General features: G+C 56.0%; 7 protein-coding genes. 6 read left to right on the top strand and 1 reads right to left on the bottom strand.

Features of this window, described 5'->3' with window-relative positions; translation table 11 throughout:
• The first annotated feature begins 18 nt into the window (after positions 1 to 18).
• From BLR08_RS17570 to BLR08_RS17585, 4 genes are all read left to right on the top strand, one after another.
• Complete coding sequence (locus tag BLR08_RS17570) at positions 19 to 10,062, top strand: chitobiase/beta-hexosaminidase C-terminal domain-containing protein (protein ID WP_072333048.1); 10,044 nt, start codon at positions 19 to 21, stop codon at positions 10,060 to 10,062.
• Between the two features lie 41 nt (positions 10,063 to 10,103).
• Entirely contained in the window at positions 10,104 to 10,790 is a 687-nt protein-coding gene (locus BLR08_RS17575; protein ID WP_072333045.1) for a S1 family peptidase, read from the top strand.
• 208 nt (positions 10,791 to 10,998) lie between these two features.
• Entirely contained in the window at positions 10,999 to 12,564 is a 1,566-nt protein-coding gene (locus tag BLR08_RS17580) for a type 2 periplasmic-binding domain-containing protein (protein ID WP_072333041.1), read from the top strand.
• Positions 12,564 to 14,933 carry a glycosyl hydrolase family 95 catalytic domain-containing protein gene (locus BLR08_RS17585; protein WP_072333038.1) on the top strand — a complete coding sequence of 790 codons (2,370 nt, stop codon included), beginning with the start codon at positions 12,564 to 12,566 and terminating at the stop codon, positions 14,931 to 14,933. Before BLR08_RS17580 ends, BLR08_RS17585 begins: the two co-directional genes overlap by 1 nt.
• Positions 14,934 to 15,179: 246 nt before the next feature.
• Here the strand turns inward: BLR08_RS17585 and BLR08_RS17590 are convergent, their stop codons facing one another.
• Complete coding sequence (locus BLR08_RS17590) at positions 15,180 to 16,028, bottom strand: sugar phosphate isomerase/epimerase family protein (protein ID WP_090586291.1); 849 nt, start codon at positions 16,026 to 16,028, stop codon at positions 15,180 to 15,182.
• A 369-nt stretch (positions 16,029 to 16,397) separates the two neighbouring features.
• Here BLR08_RS17590 and rpoD point away from each other — a divergent pair, with 369 nt between their 5' ends.
• Together rpoD and BLR08_RS17600 are read left to right on the top strand one after the other, a co-directional pair.
• Positions 16,398 to 17,516 (top strand): RNA polymerase sigma factor RpoD, encoded by a 1,119-nt coding sequence (gene rpoD / locus BLR08_RS17595; protein WP_072333035.1) that lies wholly within the window; start codon positions 16,398 to 16,400, stop codon positions 17,514 to 17,516.
• Between the two features lie 70 nt (positions 17,517 to 17,586).
• The gene (locus BLR08_RS17600) at positions 17,587 to 17,817 is read left to right on the top strand and encodes a hypothetical protein (protein WP_072333031.1); all 231 of its coding nucleotides are present in this window, start codon (positions 17,587 to 17,589) and stop codon (positions 17,815 to 17,817) included.
• Positions 17,818 to 18,160: the final 343 nt, after the last annotated feature.

Genomic DNA, 18,160 nt, shown 5'->3' on the forward strand with positions numbered 1-18,160 from the left:
TAAGAAGGCGGTGTGCAGATGGTAAGGAAGGGCAAGGCGATCTATGGGGTTGCATTTGCTGCAATATTGGTTGCTGCTATGGTGTGGGCGGGCGTCTTTATCGCGAACGCGGATACGGAAAAATGGACCGAGCATGCGGATACCAGCTGGTACAATGTAAACTATGTAACCTTCACTATCGACACGCCGGCAAAACTGGCCGGTGCTGCCAAGCTTGTTAATGAAGGAAGCGTGGACGGCTTACGAAATAAAATTCTCGAGGTCGATCAGCATCTCGATCTGTCCGCTTACGAGTGGGTGCCGATCGGAACAGACCAGCATCCATTTCGCGGAACGCTGATCGGCAAGCAAAATGCCGTGTTCGAGATTCGCGGCATGAAGCTCAGCGGTAACCTGACCTATGCGGGTCTGGTCGGTTACATGGACAACGGTACGGTAACCGGCTTCAAATTTACAAATACCGGTCAGATCGAAGTAGGCTCCTCGAATGTGACGGGCATTGTATATATCCAGCGGCCGGTCACTTCGCAAACCTATGGCACGGTCTGGGAATTCGTTCCCGTGCCGGATACGACAGTGGCTTATGTAGGCGCGGCCGTAGGCAAAATGGTTAACAACAGTATCGTCAATAATGTAACGAACCTGATTCCTATCCAATCAGACTTCGTCGTCAAGCATATTTACGCGGGCGGTATCGTCGGCGGAGGAGAAGGCAGCATCACGGGCTCCACCAACCTTGCGCCGATAACGGTCAAAGGTCCGGATATCGAAAGCGGAGGTATCGTCGGATATGGCGAGGGCGGCGGCCTGGTCATCAAGAAAGTAAGAAATGAAGCTGCCATCCAGGTAGACAGCACCGGAGCGGCGCATGCGGCAGGGATTGTCGGTCATGCCGCCGGCAATTTGAGCATGAAGGACGAGGACACGCCGATTGCCAACACGGCGCCGGTTCAAATTGCGGGCGGCAAGAAAGCTTACGCAGCCGGTATCGTCGGACGCGCCGGAGCGGCTGTCGAGTTCTCGGACAATACGTCCAACACGGGTGCGGTTACGATTCAATCTCCGACGGCTGAAGCCTCTTATGCGGCAGCTCTCATAGGTTCGATTGATACGGAGCAAGCGAACCCGCAATATGCGGTGGCTTTCTCCAATACAGCCCCTGTAACGAACCACGGCGGTTCGAATGTGCATACGGGTGTGTTGGCGGGTCATATCAACAGCACATTCACATGGAGCAAAGCTTATACGAATAATGTGCCTGTTACCGTCAGCGGGACAAACGGAGCCTTTACCGGAGGATTGATCGGTAAAGTGACGGGCGCTGTCACGTTCGCCGCAGCAGCGAAAAATACGGCGGCAATTACGGTAGGAGCCGGCTCGCAAAATCCGAGCGAAGCCTACACGGGCGGACTTGTCGGTTATGCCGGCAGTCGGTTGCTGCTGGATAATACGGCGAACCAGGCGTACGCCAACAGCGGAGAAATTTCAGTTAGCGGCGGTACTGGAATTTATACCGGCGGTATCGCAGGGAACAGGGCTTACGCCAGAACATCGGGCGTGGTCAGCAGCAATGTAGTCAACACTGCGAACATTCAGGTCAATGGCCAAAGCAAGATTTACACCGGCGGACTGATCGGGATCGTTCCGGAAGAGGGCGCGGACAAGACGATTTCCGGCGCTTCGTTCAATAAGAGCATTACCGTAACGGCGGCTTCATCCGAGCTTGGCAGCACGGTAAGCACCGGGGGAATCGTCGGATATTATGTGAATCATACGGATAATAACGCAGCGATCGATCTCGGCGTATTCCAGGGCAAAATTACTTCCACTGGCGGAGGAAACGAGTCGTATACCGGAGGAATCGCCGGCTATGTGGACGGCGGTGCGATCAAGCGCGCGAGCGTTGGCAATACGGCTGCCGATTTTGCCAAGCTGATCGCGGACGGCAATGCGGGCGGCGTGGCCGGTTATCTGAACGGCAGTCTGGATACGGCCGACGTCAAGCTGACGACTATCGTCCTGCAAACTTCGGGTGCTGTCGCTGGCGGCGTTGCCGGTAAGGCGCAAGGCTCTATCACGAAGGCGACTGTGGGCGATCCGGCGTTTGCGGCGGATTACAGCGTAAAGCTCGATTCGCTCACCGGTAAAAGCAATGTCACGATGGGCGGTATCGTGGGGGCCAACACAAACACGTTTTTGTTAACGGAAAGCCATGTCAAAAATATCGGCTTGATTACTTCGGCCACTCAAAGCGGTTATACGCTCGGCTCCATCGCCGGCTCGCTGACAGCGGCTGCACAAGTAGGGCAGCCTGCTCAACCGGCCGTGCCCGTCCAGCCGGCAACTTCGGTGACAGCCGAGCAAATGAAAATCGACCTGCTGGCTTCAAGCAGTCAGGTCGGGGGAGCTGTCGGTCATAACCGTTCTCCTAAGGTGTATGTAACTGTCAAGGAAACGAGTATGACCCTCCAGGGAGGACAAGCGAAGGCGGGAGGTGTCGCGGGTATCCAGGAGGTTGCCGCGGATACGATCTCGGCAGCGGATGGAGCCGGTGCGTCTGTATTCGCAATGACAGCTCAAAACCTGACCTTGACTGCGTCCGGCAATGGCGCAGCGGCAGGCGGTATTTTCGGTGAAAACCTGGGAGATACGCCGAGAGTTTCGGCTGAAGGCATTACGGTGACATCGAGCGGACCGGACAGCCGATTGGGCGGCGTCGCGGGCATTAACCGCGGAACGCTCATGGAAAGCTATGCGACTTTGATCGGCATTACGTCCAGCGGGGCAGGCTCAGAGGCAGGCGGTATCGCAGGCCGTTCGGATGTTGCTGACGGCGGACCGGCAGCTGCCAAGATCATTCGTCCTCATGTTCATGTGGAGGAGTCGGCTCTGGTCACTTCGACAGGAGCAAGCTCCTGGATCGGCGGTGTCGTCGGTTCGGCGAAGCTGACGGAGATTGTGAATCCGCGTGTGGAAGCCGTTATACCTAACTATGTGTCTCTGACGGCAAATGCCGCACAGAACGGAGTCGGCGGACTTGCCGGCCGCATGGTACAAGGCAAGCTGCTGGGAGATTCGACGCTGATCAACATCGAGAATTTGCTCATTACGACCAGCACGCAAACGACTTCCGCTTATGTGGGCGGACTAACAGCTTACCAGGATCAGACGGCCATGGATAAGGTAACGGGCAAAGCGGTCAATCTGGCCGTGAACGGTCCTCAATCCGTTATCGGCGGGATGGCGGGCTATAACCGGAGCTCGGCTTCCGCCGTCATCTCGAACAACTATGTGGACGGTTTGAATATCAAGGCTAATGCGACGGCCGCTCAAGCGACGGTCGGCGGATTTGTCGGCGTCAACGATAAGCAGGATACGGACCCGGCTGCACAGCCGGCAACCGGCGTCAGCTCCATTCAAAACAGCCGGTATGTGGGCTCAGTGCAGGTAACTTCCCCATCCTCCGTCACAGGGGGCATGGTCGGAGAAAACCGCAGCCTGATCGCGAACAACAGCATTTCGGATAAAATTCCGGTTTCCTCCAAAGGAAATAGCGGCGTCATCGGCGGTCTTGCCGGCGTGAATGCCGCAACGGGCACCTTGTATTATACGTATTCGAACTCCAATCTCACGATTGAGGGCGAAGGAACGCTGGCAGGCGGCTTTGTCGGAGATAACAAAGGCAAGGTCATTGCTTCTTATGTAGATATCGACGTAATCGGCAACGCGCATGGAACCTCGGGTTCTTCCGTGTTCCTGGGCGGTCTTGCGGGCCGCAATACAGGCGCGATCGATAGATCGCATTCGGTATCCAGGGTGACGGCGAATGGCGGTTACACCAATGTGGGCGGCCTTGTAGGCGACCACGCGAGCGGACAGATTACGAACTCTTACACGGGTAATGTGGTAACAGCCGCAGGCGCAAATTCATTCTCCGGCGGTTTCCTCGGAAGAATTACAAGCGGTCAAGTGTCCACCGTATATTCCGCCGCTCAAGTTCTCGCAGAAAATGGCGCTTATGCCGGAGGATTTGCCGGACGGTATGACAACGCAAGCAAGGAGCTGTTGTCCAAAGCCTTCTACGTGAAGGATGAGGCTCTTGGCATCAACAAAGATCTGCCGGATTTCGCCGAGGGTAATCACCGGTGGCTGCAGGTGCATGCACGCCTCAGCACGCTGCTGTCTGAGACGCTGATGGACCGGGCGATGTTCCCCGGATTGTCCGGCTGGGATTTCACGAATACTTGGAAGTACGGCTCCGTGAATGCGGAATATAAATATCCGGAGCTTCAACGCAGCGCCAATACCGGCGGTGACGGCGGAAGCGGCAATGAAGTCAACGCGAACATTGCCTGGTATATGCGCGACAAAGGCGCCTTCACTTACGATATCAAAACGGAAGCCGAGCTGGCCGGTCTGGCCGCACTGGTCAACGGTACGGTTCTTGGCGTAGACCGGTTTGATTTCGACGGGCGGACGATCCGCATCCTGAATCCGATCCATATTCAATCGAAGCAATGGGTGCCGATCGGGAAAAGCGAGGATACGCCGTTCCAGGGAACATTCGACGGCGGACATTATCTGATCGACGGCTTGATGATCCAAGCGGATCACAGCAATTCCGGACTGTTCGGCGTGATCGGCTCGAAGTCTAAAGTGAGCAATATGGTCATGGAGCCGCTCTCCATTGCCGGGATGGGACATACCGGCGTGCTGGCCGGCTATAACCAAGGCCAAGTTGCCAATGTGAAGATCAAGGTGCTCAAGGATCTTGCGATCAGCGGCGGTACGGCAGGCAGCTTGTTTGGCAAAAACACTGGAACGTTCACCAACGTGGATGTGACGCTGGAAGGCGGCAGCAAAATAGAAGCTGTCGGCGCTAATTCGATTGCGGGCGGTTTGATCGGCGACAACCTGGGGGCGCTTGTGCCAAGCGCGTTCAGCTTCCAATCGACCGGTGTGGTGCTGAGCAGCTCGGCTGAACATGCGACGCTGGGCGGCCTGATTGGCAAGCAGTCCGGCGCCGTTAGCGGAGTAAGCCGCAGCATGGATTACATTCTGGCAGCTTACGGTCCGAACAGCGTGGTGGGCGGCTTGTTCGGTCAGCAAGCGGCGGGCAAGACAGAAAACGTAATATTGACGTATACGACAGGCTCCATCCTTGCTCAAGGCGCGGGTTCCACGGTAGGCGGCTTGACGGGACAATCGGATAGCAGCAATACGCTGGCCCATGTGTCTGTGACGGCTTCCCAAACCGGACAGCACCTGACAGGCAGCGGTACGGTAGGCGGTCTGATCGGCAGCAAGACGGGGGCCGGAACAGCCACATTCGATCTGGAGCAGGTGAAGGTCGACAAGCTGCTGATCGTTTCGCCGGAGAGTAGTCCGGAGTCGGTAGTTGGCGGTATCGCGGGCAAGCTGTCCAGCACGGCTGTACGGGAAGCGGCCTTCGATGCCATGATTCAAGCGGCAGGCGGGCAGGTAACGGCCGGAGGTATCGTCGGCATCGGTCAAGATTCGATTCTGGACCAGGTGGATGCCGTATCCAATCTGACTTTTGCAGCCAAGTCCGGCGAAAGCTCGCTGGGCGGTATTGCCGGAGTGATGTCGGCGGCCGATATGAATCAAGCCTTTGATTTTGGCCGCAGAGCGCCTTTATACCCGGGCATCTATGAGGCCGTCGTTCATGGGAACCCGCTGATCGCTCAAGGCACGGATCAAGGAGCCGATCTGCAGCTTGGCGGTATTGTCGGTAAGTTGGACAAAGCATCTGTTTACCACTCCAAAACGACAATCAACCTGGAGCTGCATGGAGGAAAAGTGTCTGCTGCCGGCGGTATCGCCGGTGTAAGCAGCGGGATCATCGTCAGCTCGGAGCCGCTGCAAAGCATCATGGCGGATACAAGTGTCGTTTATGATGTCGGTGGAGTCGTTGGTCGTTCGACTGGCGGGGAAATTCACTACACCTCCGCAGCTTCGCCGAACGGGCAATCCATTGACGTGCGGCGCGCGGTAACGAAGCAGGGAACTGTGCCTGCCGTGCATGCGGGCGGTCTGATTGGCCGCGGCGACAACACGAAGGTAACGAATGCTTATGCAGCGATGCCTGTGAAGGTTACGGATGATAACCAGGACACAACGATTTATGCAGGCGGCTTCGCCGGACTTCTCGGTGATTCCGATATCGGCAGCAGTACGATGGAACGTGTATATGCGCTTGGTTCGGTAGAAGCGAAGGGGATTACCGGTTCGTATGCGGGCGGGTTTGCCGGCTCCATCGACCGTTACGCGATTACCGACGCTTATGCGGCCGGTCAAGTAGCGAATACTGGCTACGATACGGGCAGCGGCGGCTTCGCCGGAGCCGTGGAGCGGAATGCCGCGATCAAACATGCGTATGCAAGTCAGGACAGCTTGACCACGACTGGCGTGAATCGGCCGACGCGCTCCTACACTGGCGGCTTTGCCGGTTATAATGACGGCAAGCTGGAGGATGTATTTGTCAAAACGGCTGTACTGACGGTCAATGTGAGCGGGGCGAACATCTATAAAGGCGCATTGGTCGGCTACAATTTCCGCGACGGCAAGGTGCTTGCATCTTCCTACACGGCGGATATGAATCCGATCGGCTACAGTCTCGGCACTTCGACGGGCAATGCCAAAGGCGACGCTGCCGCTTCATATAGCGCATTCCTGAGCTGGAACTTCGATCTGGAGGCTCCGTTCCTGAACAGGACGGTTGCCCCGGACTGGATGATCATGAATCCGAAGCAGCTGCATGCGATCGTTCGCTTGCACAATCAGGCTACGGGACTTGACTATTACAAGCTGTTCCATCGGACGGCGACGGAGCGGCCGGCTATGGATGTCATCAAGCTTGGCGCCGATCTGGATGTGTCGGGCAAAGGCTGGACGCCATTCGACGATCTGCGCGGACAGTTTGACGGTCAAGGCTTTAGGCTTACAGGCTTCAAGCACGCAGCCGGCACAGCGGATGTACAAGGCTTTATTTCGGAAAATCATGGTAAGGTGTCGCGAGTGATATTCGAAGCCGCGCAAGTTTCTGCCGGCACACGGACCGGTATAATTGTCGGCCTTAACCACGCAGACGCTGAGATAGTTGATGTCACGATCAGCGGACAAGTTGAAGGAATCAACTATGTTGGCGGGGTAGCGGGAGAGAACAAAGGAACGATCAAGCAAGCGGTTGTGCGCGACCTCACCGTAACCGGTACGTCTTATGCCGGCGGTTTGGCCGGAGCGAACACGAACAGCGGCCTGCTCAGCGGTTCTTCTGTGAAAGCAGCGGTCTCCGCTACAGGCAGCTATGCAGGCGGAATTGCCGGCTCCAATGCAGGCGAGCTGAACCAGATCGACGTGCAAGGCAGTGTGAAGGGCCTTGATCATGTAGGCGGTACGGCAGGCGATAACAAAAACAAGCTGATCGCCATCTCGGTTCTGGATACAACGGTTGAAGGAACGACGGAGACCGGCGGCATCGCCGGAACAAACACCGGCTCCATTAGCGGCTCCACGGTGAAAGCCCAAGTGACGGCTGCGGGCAATTATGCAGGCGGCATCGCCGGCGTGAACGAAGGCGAAGTGAATCAGGTTGATGTGCAAGGCAGCGTGAAAGGCGCCGATTACGTGGGCGGCGCGGCAGGCGACAGCAAGGGCAAACTGACGAACATCTCTATCCTGGATGCGACCGTGGAAGGCGCCGCTTATGTGGGCGGGATTGCCGGAACAAGCAGCGGGACGATCAGCAATTCCAAGGTAAAAGCGGCCGTCACGGCTGCAGGCAGCTACGCTGGCGGAATCGCAGGCGTAAGCGAAGCCGAAGTGAACCAGGTTGACGTGCAGGGCAGCGTGAAAGGCGCCGATTACGTAGGCGGCGCGGCAGGCGACAACAAGGACAAGCTCATTGCGGCTGCGGCTAAGTCGCTGACGGTTGACGGCGGTTCATATGTGGGCGGTCTGACCGGCCGGAGCAGCGGTTCGATCGAAGCTTCTTCGGCCCAAGCGGTTGTTACTGCCACTGGCAGCTACGCAGGCGGCATCGCCGGCGTGAATGAAGGAAGCATCAAGCAGTCCTATGCTGCAGGTCGCGTTCAAGTCGATACGGCACAAGCTGCAGCAGCAGCAGGCGGTATCGCCGGGGACAACAAAGCGGCGGGCAGCATCGAGCAATCTTTCTCGTATGCCGATGTGCATGTGAAAGGCGAGCAGCCTTCGGCTGGCGGAATCGCGGGCATCAGCAGCGGCACGATCAGCAATGTGTATGCATCCGGCAAAGTAGATGCTGAAGGAAAGACGAAAGCTCAAGCGGGCGGCATCGCCGGTTATGCGGCTGGCGGTTCGATCAACAGCTCGCTGAGCTATGGGGAAGTCGCATCCGGCATCGACAATCTGATCCACCGCGGCAAAACGTTCTACGGCGGTATTGCGGGTCAGAAGGCGGACGGAGTAAGCATCGCAGGCAGCTACTACAACAAGCAAGCGTTGATGAACGATGCTGCTTACTACGATGCTGCAGGCAAACGGGTAAGCGGGGCAAACGCCGGCGCAACCGGACTGCTTGCCCGCGAGCTGACGCTTGCGGCCTTGCCTGCGGGATTGAGCAGCACGGTTTGGGAAGCGGCGGATGGCTTCTATCCGGGACTTCAAGCGTTTAGCGGATCTGTTGCCTCCAAGCTGAGCACAGCCGCCGTGACACCGGGCGACGGCGACTGGATGAGCGGGATCAGCAGCAGCTTCAAGCTGACATCCGCCGCGGCGCTGGATTGGAAAGCGGACGCCGCAGCCGAGCTTGCGAAGGATGGCGCAGGAGTGGTAACCGGTACGCTGAAAGAGAAAGACAAGGCTGTTAAGCTTACAGCCACCGTTGCAGGCGAGAGCAGAAGCATCGTGCTGGGCGGTTCAACGTTCAAGTATGCGGAGACCGTACCGGCACCTGTCGCTCAGCCTGCAGGTCAAACCTTCTCGACCAAGGTGGATGTGACCCTGACCACGAGCGAGCCGCTCGCCAGCATCTACTATACGCTGGATGGCAGTCAGCCAAGCGCCAAGTCTACGCTTTACACGGCGCCTATCTCGCTTACAGCAACAACGACGATCAGAGCAATCGCCATTGCCGAGGATCTGGCGGTCAGCCCGGTCATGAGCGGTGTCTGGACAAAGCAGACCTCCGGAGGGGGCTTTGGAAGCGGCGGACCCTTCATTTCACCTCCAGTGATTGAAGCGGCAGTAGGCGACGGCAAGACCGCTGTCGATGCGGCGGCTCCTGCCAAGGTGGCGAAGAACAGTATCTTGAAGCTGACGGCGCCTGGCGGTCAGATCATCTACTATACGACCGACGGCAGCACGCCGACCAAGAAAAGCAAGGTGTACAAAGAAGGCAGCATCGTGATTACCGGCAAAATGACGATTAAGGCGATTACCGACAAGGACGATCGCGTCATTACGATCAGCTATGAGGTTGAGCCTGCCAAGTATGAATGGAAGAAAAATGCCGCCGAGGTCAAGTATATAGCGGGCTATGACGATAAAGCGTTCAAGCCGGATGCGGCTATCACCCGCTATGAGCTGCTTGACGCGCTGGCTCCTCTGCTTGACAAGGAGAAGGTCAGCGTCACTCATCTGTTCCAGGATGTGACGGGTGCAGCCAAAGCGAATGTGGCGTTCTTTGCCTCCGCAGGCATTATCGACGGCTATGAGGATGGAACGTTCGGCGGCGAGCGGGGCCTGACCCGAGCGGAGTTCGTGGCGATGATGTCCCGTGTGCTGAAGCTGGATGTCCGTTCCCAAGGGGAAACGGTGCTGACAGACGTAGCCGGACACTGGTCGGAATGGTATGTCAATGCCTTTACGAAAGCCGGTTATGTAGACGGCTTCCCGGACGGCACGTTCCAGCCGGACAGCGAGATTTCCCGGGCTCAAGCCGTTGTGGTGATCAACCGGATTATCGGAGCCAAGAAGCAGCCGGATGCAGCTCCAGCGCGGTTCGACGATTTGACGCCGGATCACTGGGCATTTGAAGACATCATGTCGGCGGCCAAGTAAGCAGAAAAAACAAGATTACCGATCGGAGGGACGGCTGAACAATGTCCATGATAAGAAAACTCGCCATCGTAGGCTTCCTGATCTCTCTGTTGTCCGGAGCGGCAGTATGGATGCATGCGAAAGCAGATACGCCTGCCGTCTACAATGCCGAGGATACGTTCAGCCGAAGCGAAGACGCGTTGATGTACCTCCGCATTCTGCGGGAGGATGATTCGCTGAAGGCTACGGGCACAGGCGTGATCCTCTCCGCGGATGGCAGGGCCGCCACCGCCTATCATGTGGTGAAAGGAGCGGAGCGTATCGAGGGTACGCTTCGCGATGGCCGGGTAGTTAGCCCGATTCAGGTGATCGGCTACGATGAGCAGACGGATGCGGCGCTGCTTCAACTGCCCGATCCGAAGGACGGGAAGAAGAAGCTTTACGACTATCTACCGATCAGAGAGACTGCGGTCAATTACGGCGAGCAAGTATTTGCTCTCGGATATCCGATGGCCGATACGCCCATCATTACCGAAGGGATTGTGAACAATCCCAAGGCCGAAGTGAACGGCCGCAGCCGGATTCTGACATCCGCTCAGGTGGCCAGCGGCATGTCGGGAGGCCCGGTCATCGACCGGTTCGGACGGGTGACAGGCATTATATCCGGCTCGCTGCGCACGATGAACAATATTCACCTGGTCATTGATATGGAGGATATTCGCAGCTTGATGCTTGGCTCAAGTAAATAAAGCAGGAAGCCCGGCGCCTTAAGCCGAGCCGTTCAAAACGATCCCTTTAGCGTAAACTAGCGCTGAAGGGGTCGTTTTTTGGCTATTTTCAAAAACAAACACAACACGACTATAAAAAATGACATTCCTCGAAGACATGAACATGGTTACTATAAAGCTATAACCGGCGCAACTGCTTGGTTCATCTTAGGGAAAAAGAGGGGAAGCTATGAAGAAGGCTTTACATCTGACGCTGGCAGGTACACTAACGGTCAGCCTATTATCTGCCTGCGGCGATACCAATACGGGAGCTCCGGGCACGGCAGCAGAGAATAAACCCGCGGAGAAGCTGAAGTTCAGCATGTCCATGACAACCAGCGGCAACAAGCATGCGGAGAAATCGGCTGATGTCAACAATGAAAAATGGGTGAAAAAGCTGGAGGAGCTCACCAATACAGATATCGACTTCCGCATGATCGCCCTGAAAGAATTCGATCAGAAGATGTCTCTCATGTTCGCATCGAATGACATCCCGGATGTGGTGCAAAATGTTGGAGGCGCTACCACGAAAGGCATGTCCGGTTCGGTCGAAGCCGGCGTGTTCATGCCGCTGGACGATCTGCTGAAGCAATATGCTCCGACGATCATGAAGTCGGTGCCGAAGGAAGCCTGGCAGGAAACAAGCTTTGGCGGCAAAATTTACGGGATTCCCGCATGGTTGTCGAATCCATCGCGCCGCGCGACCTTTATCCGGGCCGATCTGCTGGCCAAGACGGGATTGCCTGCTCCCAAAACCGTGGACGAGTTTCTGGAGGTGATGAGAGCGTTCAAGAAGCTGGGCGTCGAGCATCCCTATCAGATGCGGGAAAACTTCAAATATGCGGATACGATACTTGGAGCCTTTGATGTGCTGCCTTCGCAATTCGAAATCCAGAACGACCAGGTTGTGCCGAAATTTTTTGATGTGGAAAATATGACGAAAGCGCTCCAAACGTTCAAGACGATGTTCGATGAAGGCTTGATTCCGAAGGACTTTGCAACAATCAGCTCGGGAGATTACGGCAAAAATATCGAGGGCGGCAAGGCGGCGATGTGGTCGGCCAACGCTCAGGGACTCAGCAACTTCCGCAATAAAATCGGGGCCAGCACGCCGGGCGCACAAGTCGAGATCATCCCGTCGCCGCGCGGTCCGGAGAACAGAGGCGGACATCTGCTTTATTCGAGCATCAATACGTCTTATTACATCAACAGCAAGGTGTCCAAGGAAAAAGCGATTGAAATTATCAAATTCTTCGAATGGATGACAACGCCCGAAGCAGAAATATATTTTTCCTTCGGCATCGAGGGGGACACCTATACGAAAGAAAACGGCGCGATCAAGTTCACGCCTCCGACCGCGACGGAAGCGCTCGACGAAGACGGTTTCCGCGGCATGTTCTGGTTCGTTCATGACACGGTCTACAACAAGGCCAAAGAAGAAATGACGCAAAACGGTCGCGATATGATCAAATATATGGACACGGTCATTTCGAAGGAAGGACTTGGTTCGGTACGGTTCGTGCCGACGCTGCAGGCTTACTCGAAATATCCGGATTTGACTCCGCTCGGGGACGATGTAGGGCCTAAGCTGATCATCGACCATATGACGAAAATGATCTACGGCAAAGAGCCGATCTCGGACTGGCCGAAGGTGATTGAAGAATATAAAAACAAAGGCGGCAATGAAATTCTGAAGGAAGCTACCGAGCGGTACAAAAAAGGCGACGGCGTCATCGTCTCGGAAAATCGCAGCTGATGAAGCATCGTATCATTATGAAGTATCCCGCCTCCTGGTGGCGTTCTTTATGGAGAGAGGCTCTCCCTTGCGGGAACGGCAAGATCGGCGCTGCGGTGTACGGGGGCATTCATGAAGAGAGAATTCTTTTGAATCACGAGGAGTTATGGCGGGGCGGACAATCGCCCGTCCTGCCGGATGTGAGCGACCGCGTGCCCGAGGCGCGCAGATTGCTGGAGGAAGGCGATGTTCTCCGTGCGGACCGCATTCTCTCCAATGCGCTGAAAGAAAGCGGATATAATCCAAAAATGGCTTCGCCGCTGCCGCTTGGCGATCTGATGGTGTATATGCCGCTGGAGCAGCCGTTCCGCAGCTACCGCCGTGAGCTGGATATGGGAACCGGCGAAGCGGCTGTCCGTTGGACGGACGGAGCGACCCGGTACGAACGCAAGCTGTTCGTCTCCCGAACCGACGACGCCGTTGTTATGGAGATCGGCAAGCAAGGACCCGCTTCCGTCGAAGCTCGTCTGCAGCTCCAGCTGCATGACAAAAGGGACTGCCGGCGTCCTGAGCAGGTCGTGTTTCCGAAACGCGATGAGACGAAATATGCGGACGGCTTCCTGTATTATGCGGCTGAGCATGAAGACGGCTCCGACTTTGGCGCTGTTGCCCGGATCGTCAGCAGGGGGGCGAATGCGTCTGCGGAGAAGACAGGCTTAGGAGAAAGCGACGGCGTGCAGATTGCGGGAGCGGAGTCCGTGCTAGTCCTGTTGAAGGTTTTTACGCGGGGGCAGCGTGTCACGGAATGGGAGAGGCTGCGCTCTGAGCTGTCCCTGCTCGCCACAGATTATGAGGCTCTGCTGAGGCCACATGCCGCCGAGCACGGTCGCCTGTTTCACGCGATGGATTTCGATCTGAGGGCGGAGGGACGGGAGCGCTCGAACGAGGAGCTTCTGCTGGAAGCTTACCAAGGGAGCGTGCCCGACGCTTTGATGGAACGGATGTGGGCGTATGGCCGTTATCTGCTGATCTCTAGCTCCAGACGGGACGGACAGCCGTGCCATCTGTACGGCTTGTGGTGCGGGGATTACGATGCGGTCTGGGCGTTTCATATGGTCAATGAAAACATGCAAATGATATACTGGCAGGCGCTGTCGGGCAATATGCCCGAGCTGCTGCCGGCTGTCTTCAATTATATGGACAGGCATATGGAGGATTTCCGGACCAATGCCAGGAAGCTATACGGCTGCCGGGGCATCTGGATACCGGCTCCTACCGCGCCGGATTCGGGTCTGCTCAAGCATCTCTCGCCCCATATCATCCATTGGACAGGCGGGGCCGGATGGATCGCCCAGCATTACTACGATTACTATCTGCATACGCAGGACCGGGAGTTTTTGCGGGAGCGGGCGCTGCCGTTTATGCGTGAAGCCGCCCTGTTCTATGAAGATTTCTTCGTGATAGGCGAGGATGGTCTGTACGTAAGCAGTCCTTCCAATTCACCGGAAAACACGCCGGGCAACTATTGGGGAGGACCGAAAACCTCGATGGGAACCGCGGTGAATGCGACCATGGATTTCGCAATTGCCAAGGAGCTGCTGACTCATCTGGTGGAAGGAGCGGAGAAAGCCGGCCGGTACTTGGAAGAGATTCCGAAGTGGAAAGAGATGCTGCGGCGGATTCCGGATTACCAGATCAACGATGACGGAGCCGTCAGGGAGTGGATGCATCCGCAATTTACGGACAATTACCGGCATCGGCATCAATCGCATGCTTATCCGATCTTTCCCGGTATCGAGGTGACCCGCGGCAGCGACCCTCAGCTTTTCCAGGCATTTGTCACGGCCATCGAGAAGCGGCTGATCATCGGCCTGAAGGAGCAGTCCGGCTGGTCGCTGGCTCATATGGCGGGCAACTATGCCCGGATGGGCCGAGGAGATGCGGCGCTTGAATGCTTGGAGATTTTGAGCAGATCGTGCGTAATGAACAATCTGATGACACTGCACAATGATTGGCGGGGGATGGGGATCGGCGTCGATATGGACTGGGCGCCGGTCCAGCTGGATGCGAATATGGGCTGGAGCGCGGCAGTCCAGGAGCTGCTGCTGTTCTCCGCGCCCGGCGAGCTGCATCTGCTGCCGGCGCTTCCTAACCGCTGGAGGACGGGGAAGGCGGGGCCTCTTCTGGCTAGGGGAGGCGTCCTCTGTACACTCGAATGGGATATCGGGACAGGCTCTCTGCTGGCGGCGCTTCGCTCTGTCTCGGGCGGACAGCGGGTCAAGGTTTACCTGCCCCCGGGGGCTTGCGAGGCGGAGGGTTTGAGCTTGGACGACATAGGGTTGACCGAAGAGCCATTAATCCTCAAGATCAGGCTGGGCGAGCCAGGATGAACGGGCTGCGGGACGTTGAGAGCCTGAGGCGCGTCCCTTCCGCCTCTCTGAATGTAACGGACGAGAGGGGTACAGGATCAACTCCGGATTGTATGGCACGGCATCTGCAACTTAGCGGTGAAGGAGCCGTGAAGCCCAGCGCCGATGATGCAGGGAGGCGCAGGAGGCTTCCCTCGCACTCTTCATATTTTGCATAAAGAAGAGCAGTCCAGTGGACCGGACTGCTCTTTTCTTGCTGGTATACTTTTATCGGCTGCGGACGGCGTCCTTCAGGCCTCTTACATAGCGAAGCACTTCGGGCAAGTCCTGCTCCTGCGTATCCTCCAAGGAGATATCGACGAATGGCTTGCGCGCGTGCAGCTTTGTGAAAAAGCGTTCGATGTCGAACTGCCCTTGTCCCATCTTCACGGATGTCGGCCGTCCGTCTGCACGGTAGACGACATCCTTCAAATGGGCAAGGATGACCCGGTCTCCGACCAGCTCGAACAGTTCGTCCACGATATCGTTGCGCCGCTCGAAATTATGCTGATCCATCAGATTGCATGGATCGAACACGACTCCCAGGTTGGACGAAGGGACCTCGTCCAATAGGCGCTTCATCTTGGCAGGCGAGGACAGCGTATGCACGCTTACAGGCTCGAGGCCGATATGTACGCCCCATCTCTCGGCTTCTTCGGCCAGTTCTTCGACGGTGCTTCTCAGCACATTCCAGCCGTATTCCTCATAATGCTCCGGCTCTAGCCCGGCGAACGTGTCCAGATTCCCGGTTTCCGTCGCCACGATGGAGGTTCCGAAGTCACGAGCGTAGCGAAGATGCTCCTTGAAGCGCTCGATCTCCATCCGGCGCTGCTCAGGGTCCGGGTGAATCGGGTTAATGTAGCAGCCCAACACGCCGATGCGAATGCCTGCTTGATCGAATTGCTCCGCCACATAGTTGGCAAGTCCCGGGCTGAGCTTGCCGGGGGTCAAGTCGATATCTCCTATGGCCTTCTGCAAAGCGAGCTGAACGAAATCAATATCATACGAAGCCAGCTGATTCACCAGCTCCTTAAGCGGCCGTTTGCCGACCGTATGCGCCAACGTTCCGAATCCCAATTCGATCTCTCCTTCACATGCATGTATTCGCGAGGATTGAAAAGCCCGGTATAACTATATCATGTATCCACATTTATGACGATGCAAAAAACAGTGTTTCTGCACAGGGTGGACCGGTTGCTTGTGTTAGCCGCTCTAACGGAGGCAGGGGGACGCAAACCAAAAAGCCATAATCTACTTCAAGCAGACTATGGCTTACGTTAGTTAGCGGTTAGTATTCAGTTGATTTATGTATCCGTACATGATATAATGGCGGATAGTGAAGGCAAAAAGGGTAAATACCGATGATATATATGTTCATCATAGCATATTCATAAGTATAAGTCAACGGGCTGACCAAGCCATTCTCTTGTAAACGGGGGCAGATCGATGGAGAACGAACAACAGACCAAACTGGAGACAGACATCACGCTGGAGCAGGCCAGAGAGCAGCTTATCGAGCAGGGAAAGAAGAACTCTTCCCTGACGTATAAAGAAATTATGGATAAGCTCTCGCCATACGATCAAGATCCCGATCAAATCAATGATTTTTTTGAGCATTTATCAGAGCTCGGCATCGATATTCATGACGAGTCGGACGAAGAATTTTCTTCGGCCCGCGGCGGGCAGCCGTCTGACGAGTTTCAAGTAGACGATGATCTTTCCTTGCCTCCGGGCTTGAAAACGAATGATCCGGTCCGGATGTACCTGAAGGAAATCGGAAGGGTGCAGCTGTTGTCCACCGAAGAGGAGATTGAGCTTGCCCAGCGGATCGAAGCCGGTGACGAAGCGGCCAAGCGCAGGCTGGCAGAGGCCAATCTGCGGCTCGTCGTCAGTATAGCGAGACGGTATGTGGGGCGCGGGATGCTTTTCCTGGATCTGATCCAGGAGGGCAACATGGGATTGATTAAGGCAGTCGAGAAATTCGATCATACCAAGGGCTTCAAGTTCAGTACCTATGCAACCTGGTGGATTCGCCAAGCGATTACGCGCGCTATCGCCGACCAGGCGAGAACGATCCGGATTCCGGTACATATGGTGGAAACGATCAACAAGCTGATCCGGGTCTCCAGGCAGCTGCTCCAGGAAATCGGCCGCGAGCCGACGCCGGAGGAAGTGGCCAAGGAGATGGAGCTGAGCGTCGAGAAGGTGCGCGAGATCATGAAGATCGCCCAGGAGCCTGTTTCGCTGGAGACGCCTATCGGCGAAGAAAACGACTCGAATCTCGGTGATTTTATCGAAGATTCCGACGCTCCGGCGCCCGCTGACGCCGCCGCTTTTGAACTGCTGAAGGAGCAGTTGGAGGATGTGCTGGATACGCTCACGGAGCGGGAGGAGAATGTTCTTCGCCTGCGCTTCGGACTGGATGACGGCCGAACTCGCACGCTGGAGGAAGTGGGCAAGGTATTCGGCGTGACGCGCGAGCGCATCAGGCAAATAGAAGCCAAGGCGCTTCGCAAGCTGCGCCATCCGAGCCGGAGCAAGCGGCTGAAAGATTTTCTCGATTAAGGCCGGGCAGTTCAGCAGAAGACTGCCAAGATTCATAAACATCCAAGAAGGTCGAAAGGATGAAAGCCAGATGCCAGCCGGATTTTTGATTACTTGCCTGCAATGCGGAGAACAATATCAAGTCGTTCCGGGCCGCCGCAGCTATCGCCGGGAGCAAATCGTCTTCGGGACGGATAATTACGGCGCCGACCAGATGTCATGCGAATGCGGGAATGCCATGGAGGAGCACAGCCACTTCGAAGGAGGAGCGGCTCCTCATGAGGGTGAGTTTGTCGTGCATTGGCGCAGCTTGGCCAAATAACGTCCAGCATCCTTATATATGAAATCCGCTCGCCCCTCCGCCTTTCAAGCGGCCGGACGGGTGCCGGAGATGAGAAATTGCAGTAAGAGGCGCTTCGGCGCCTCTTTTTTTGACATATAAGAATTTATAAGTTTTGGGGTGAGCGAAGCTTACCCCTTATTTAAATTTCTGTTAAGGTAAAGGTATGGACTCGAACATCTTAAAGCAAATATTTTTCGATGAGCATCGGCACTGGGATGCTTTTGTAGATAAACATAAAAAACATATTCGGCCTAATGTCATAAAAGAGGTACAAAAATTTCGCGGCTGTGGAGATCCTCGAAATGGATTTAAGCTTCTTGTA

The organism is Paenibacillus sp. cl123 (assembly GCF_900101595.1).
In the GTDB taxonomy this organism is placed as follows: Bacteria; Bacillota; Bacilli; order Paenibacillales; family NBRC-103111; genus Paenibacillus_G.

Excerpts from the sequence above, each read along its gene's own strand:
- BLR08_RS17585 (WP_072333038.1), top strand. The coding sequence starts at position 12,564 with ATGAAGCATCGTATCATTATGAAGTATCCCGCCTCCTGGTGGCGTTCT.
- rpoD (WP_072333035.1), top strand. The coding sequence starts at position 16,398 with ATGGAGAACGAACAACAGACCAAACTGGAGACAGACATCACGCTGGAG.
- BLR08_RS17570 (WP_072333048.1), top strand. The coding sequence starts at position 19 with ATGGTAAGGAAGGGCAAGGCGATCTATGGGGTTGCATTTGCTGCAATA.
- BLR08_RS17580 (WP_072333041.1), top strand. The coding sequence starts at position 10,999 with ATGAAGAAGGCTTTACATCTGACGCTGGCAGGTACACTAACGGTCAGC.
- BLR08_RS17575 (WP_072333045.1), top strand. The coding sequence starts at position 10,104 with ATGTCCATGATAAGAAAACTCGCCATCGTAGGCTTCCTGATCTCTCTG.
- BLR08_RS17600 (WP_072333031.1), top strand. The coding sequence starts at position 17,587 with ATGCCAGCCGGATTTTTGATTACTTGCCTGCAATGCGGAGAACAATAT.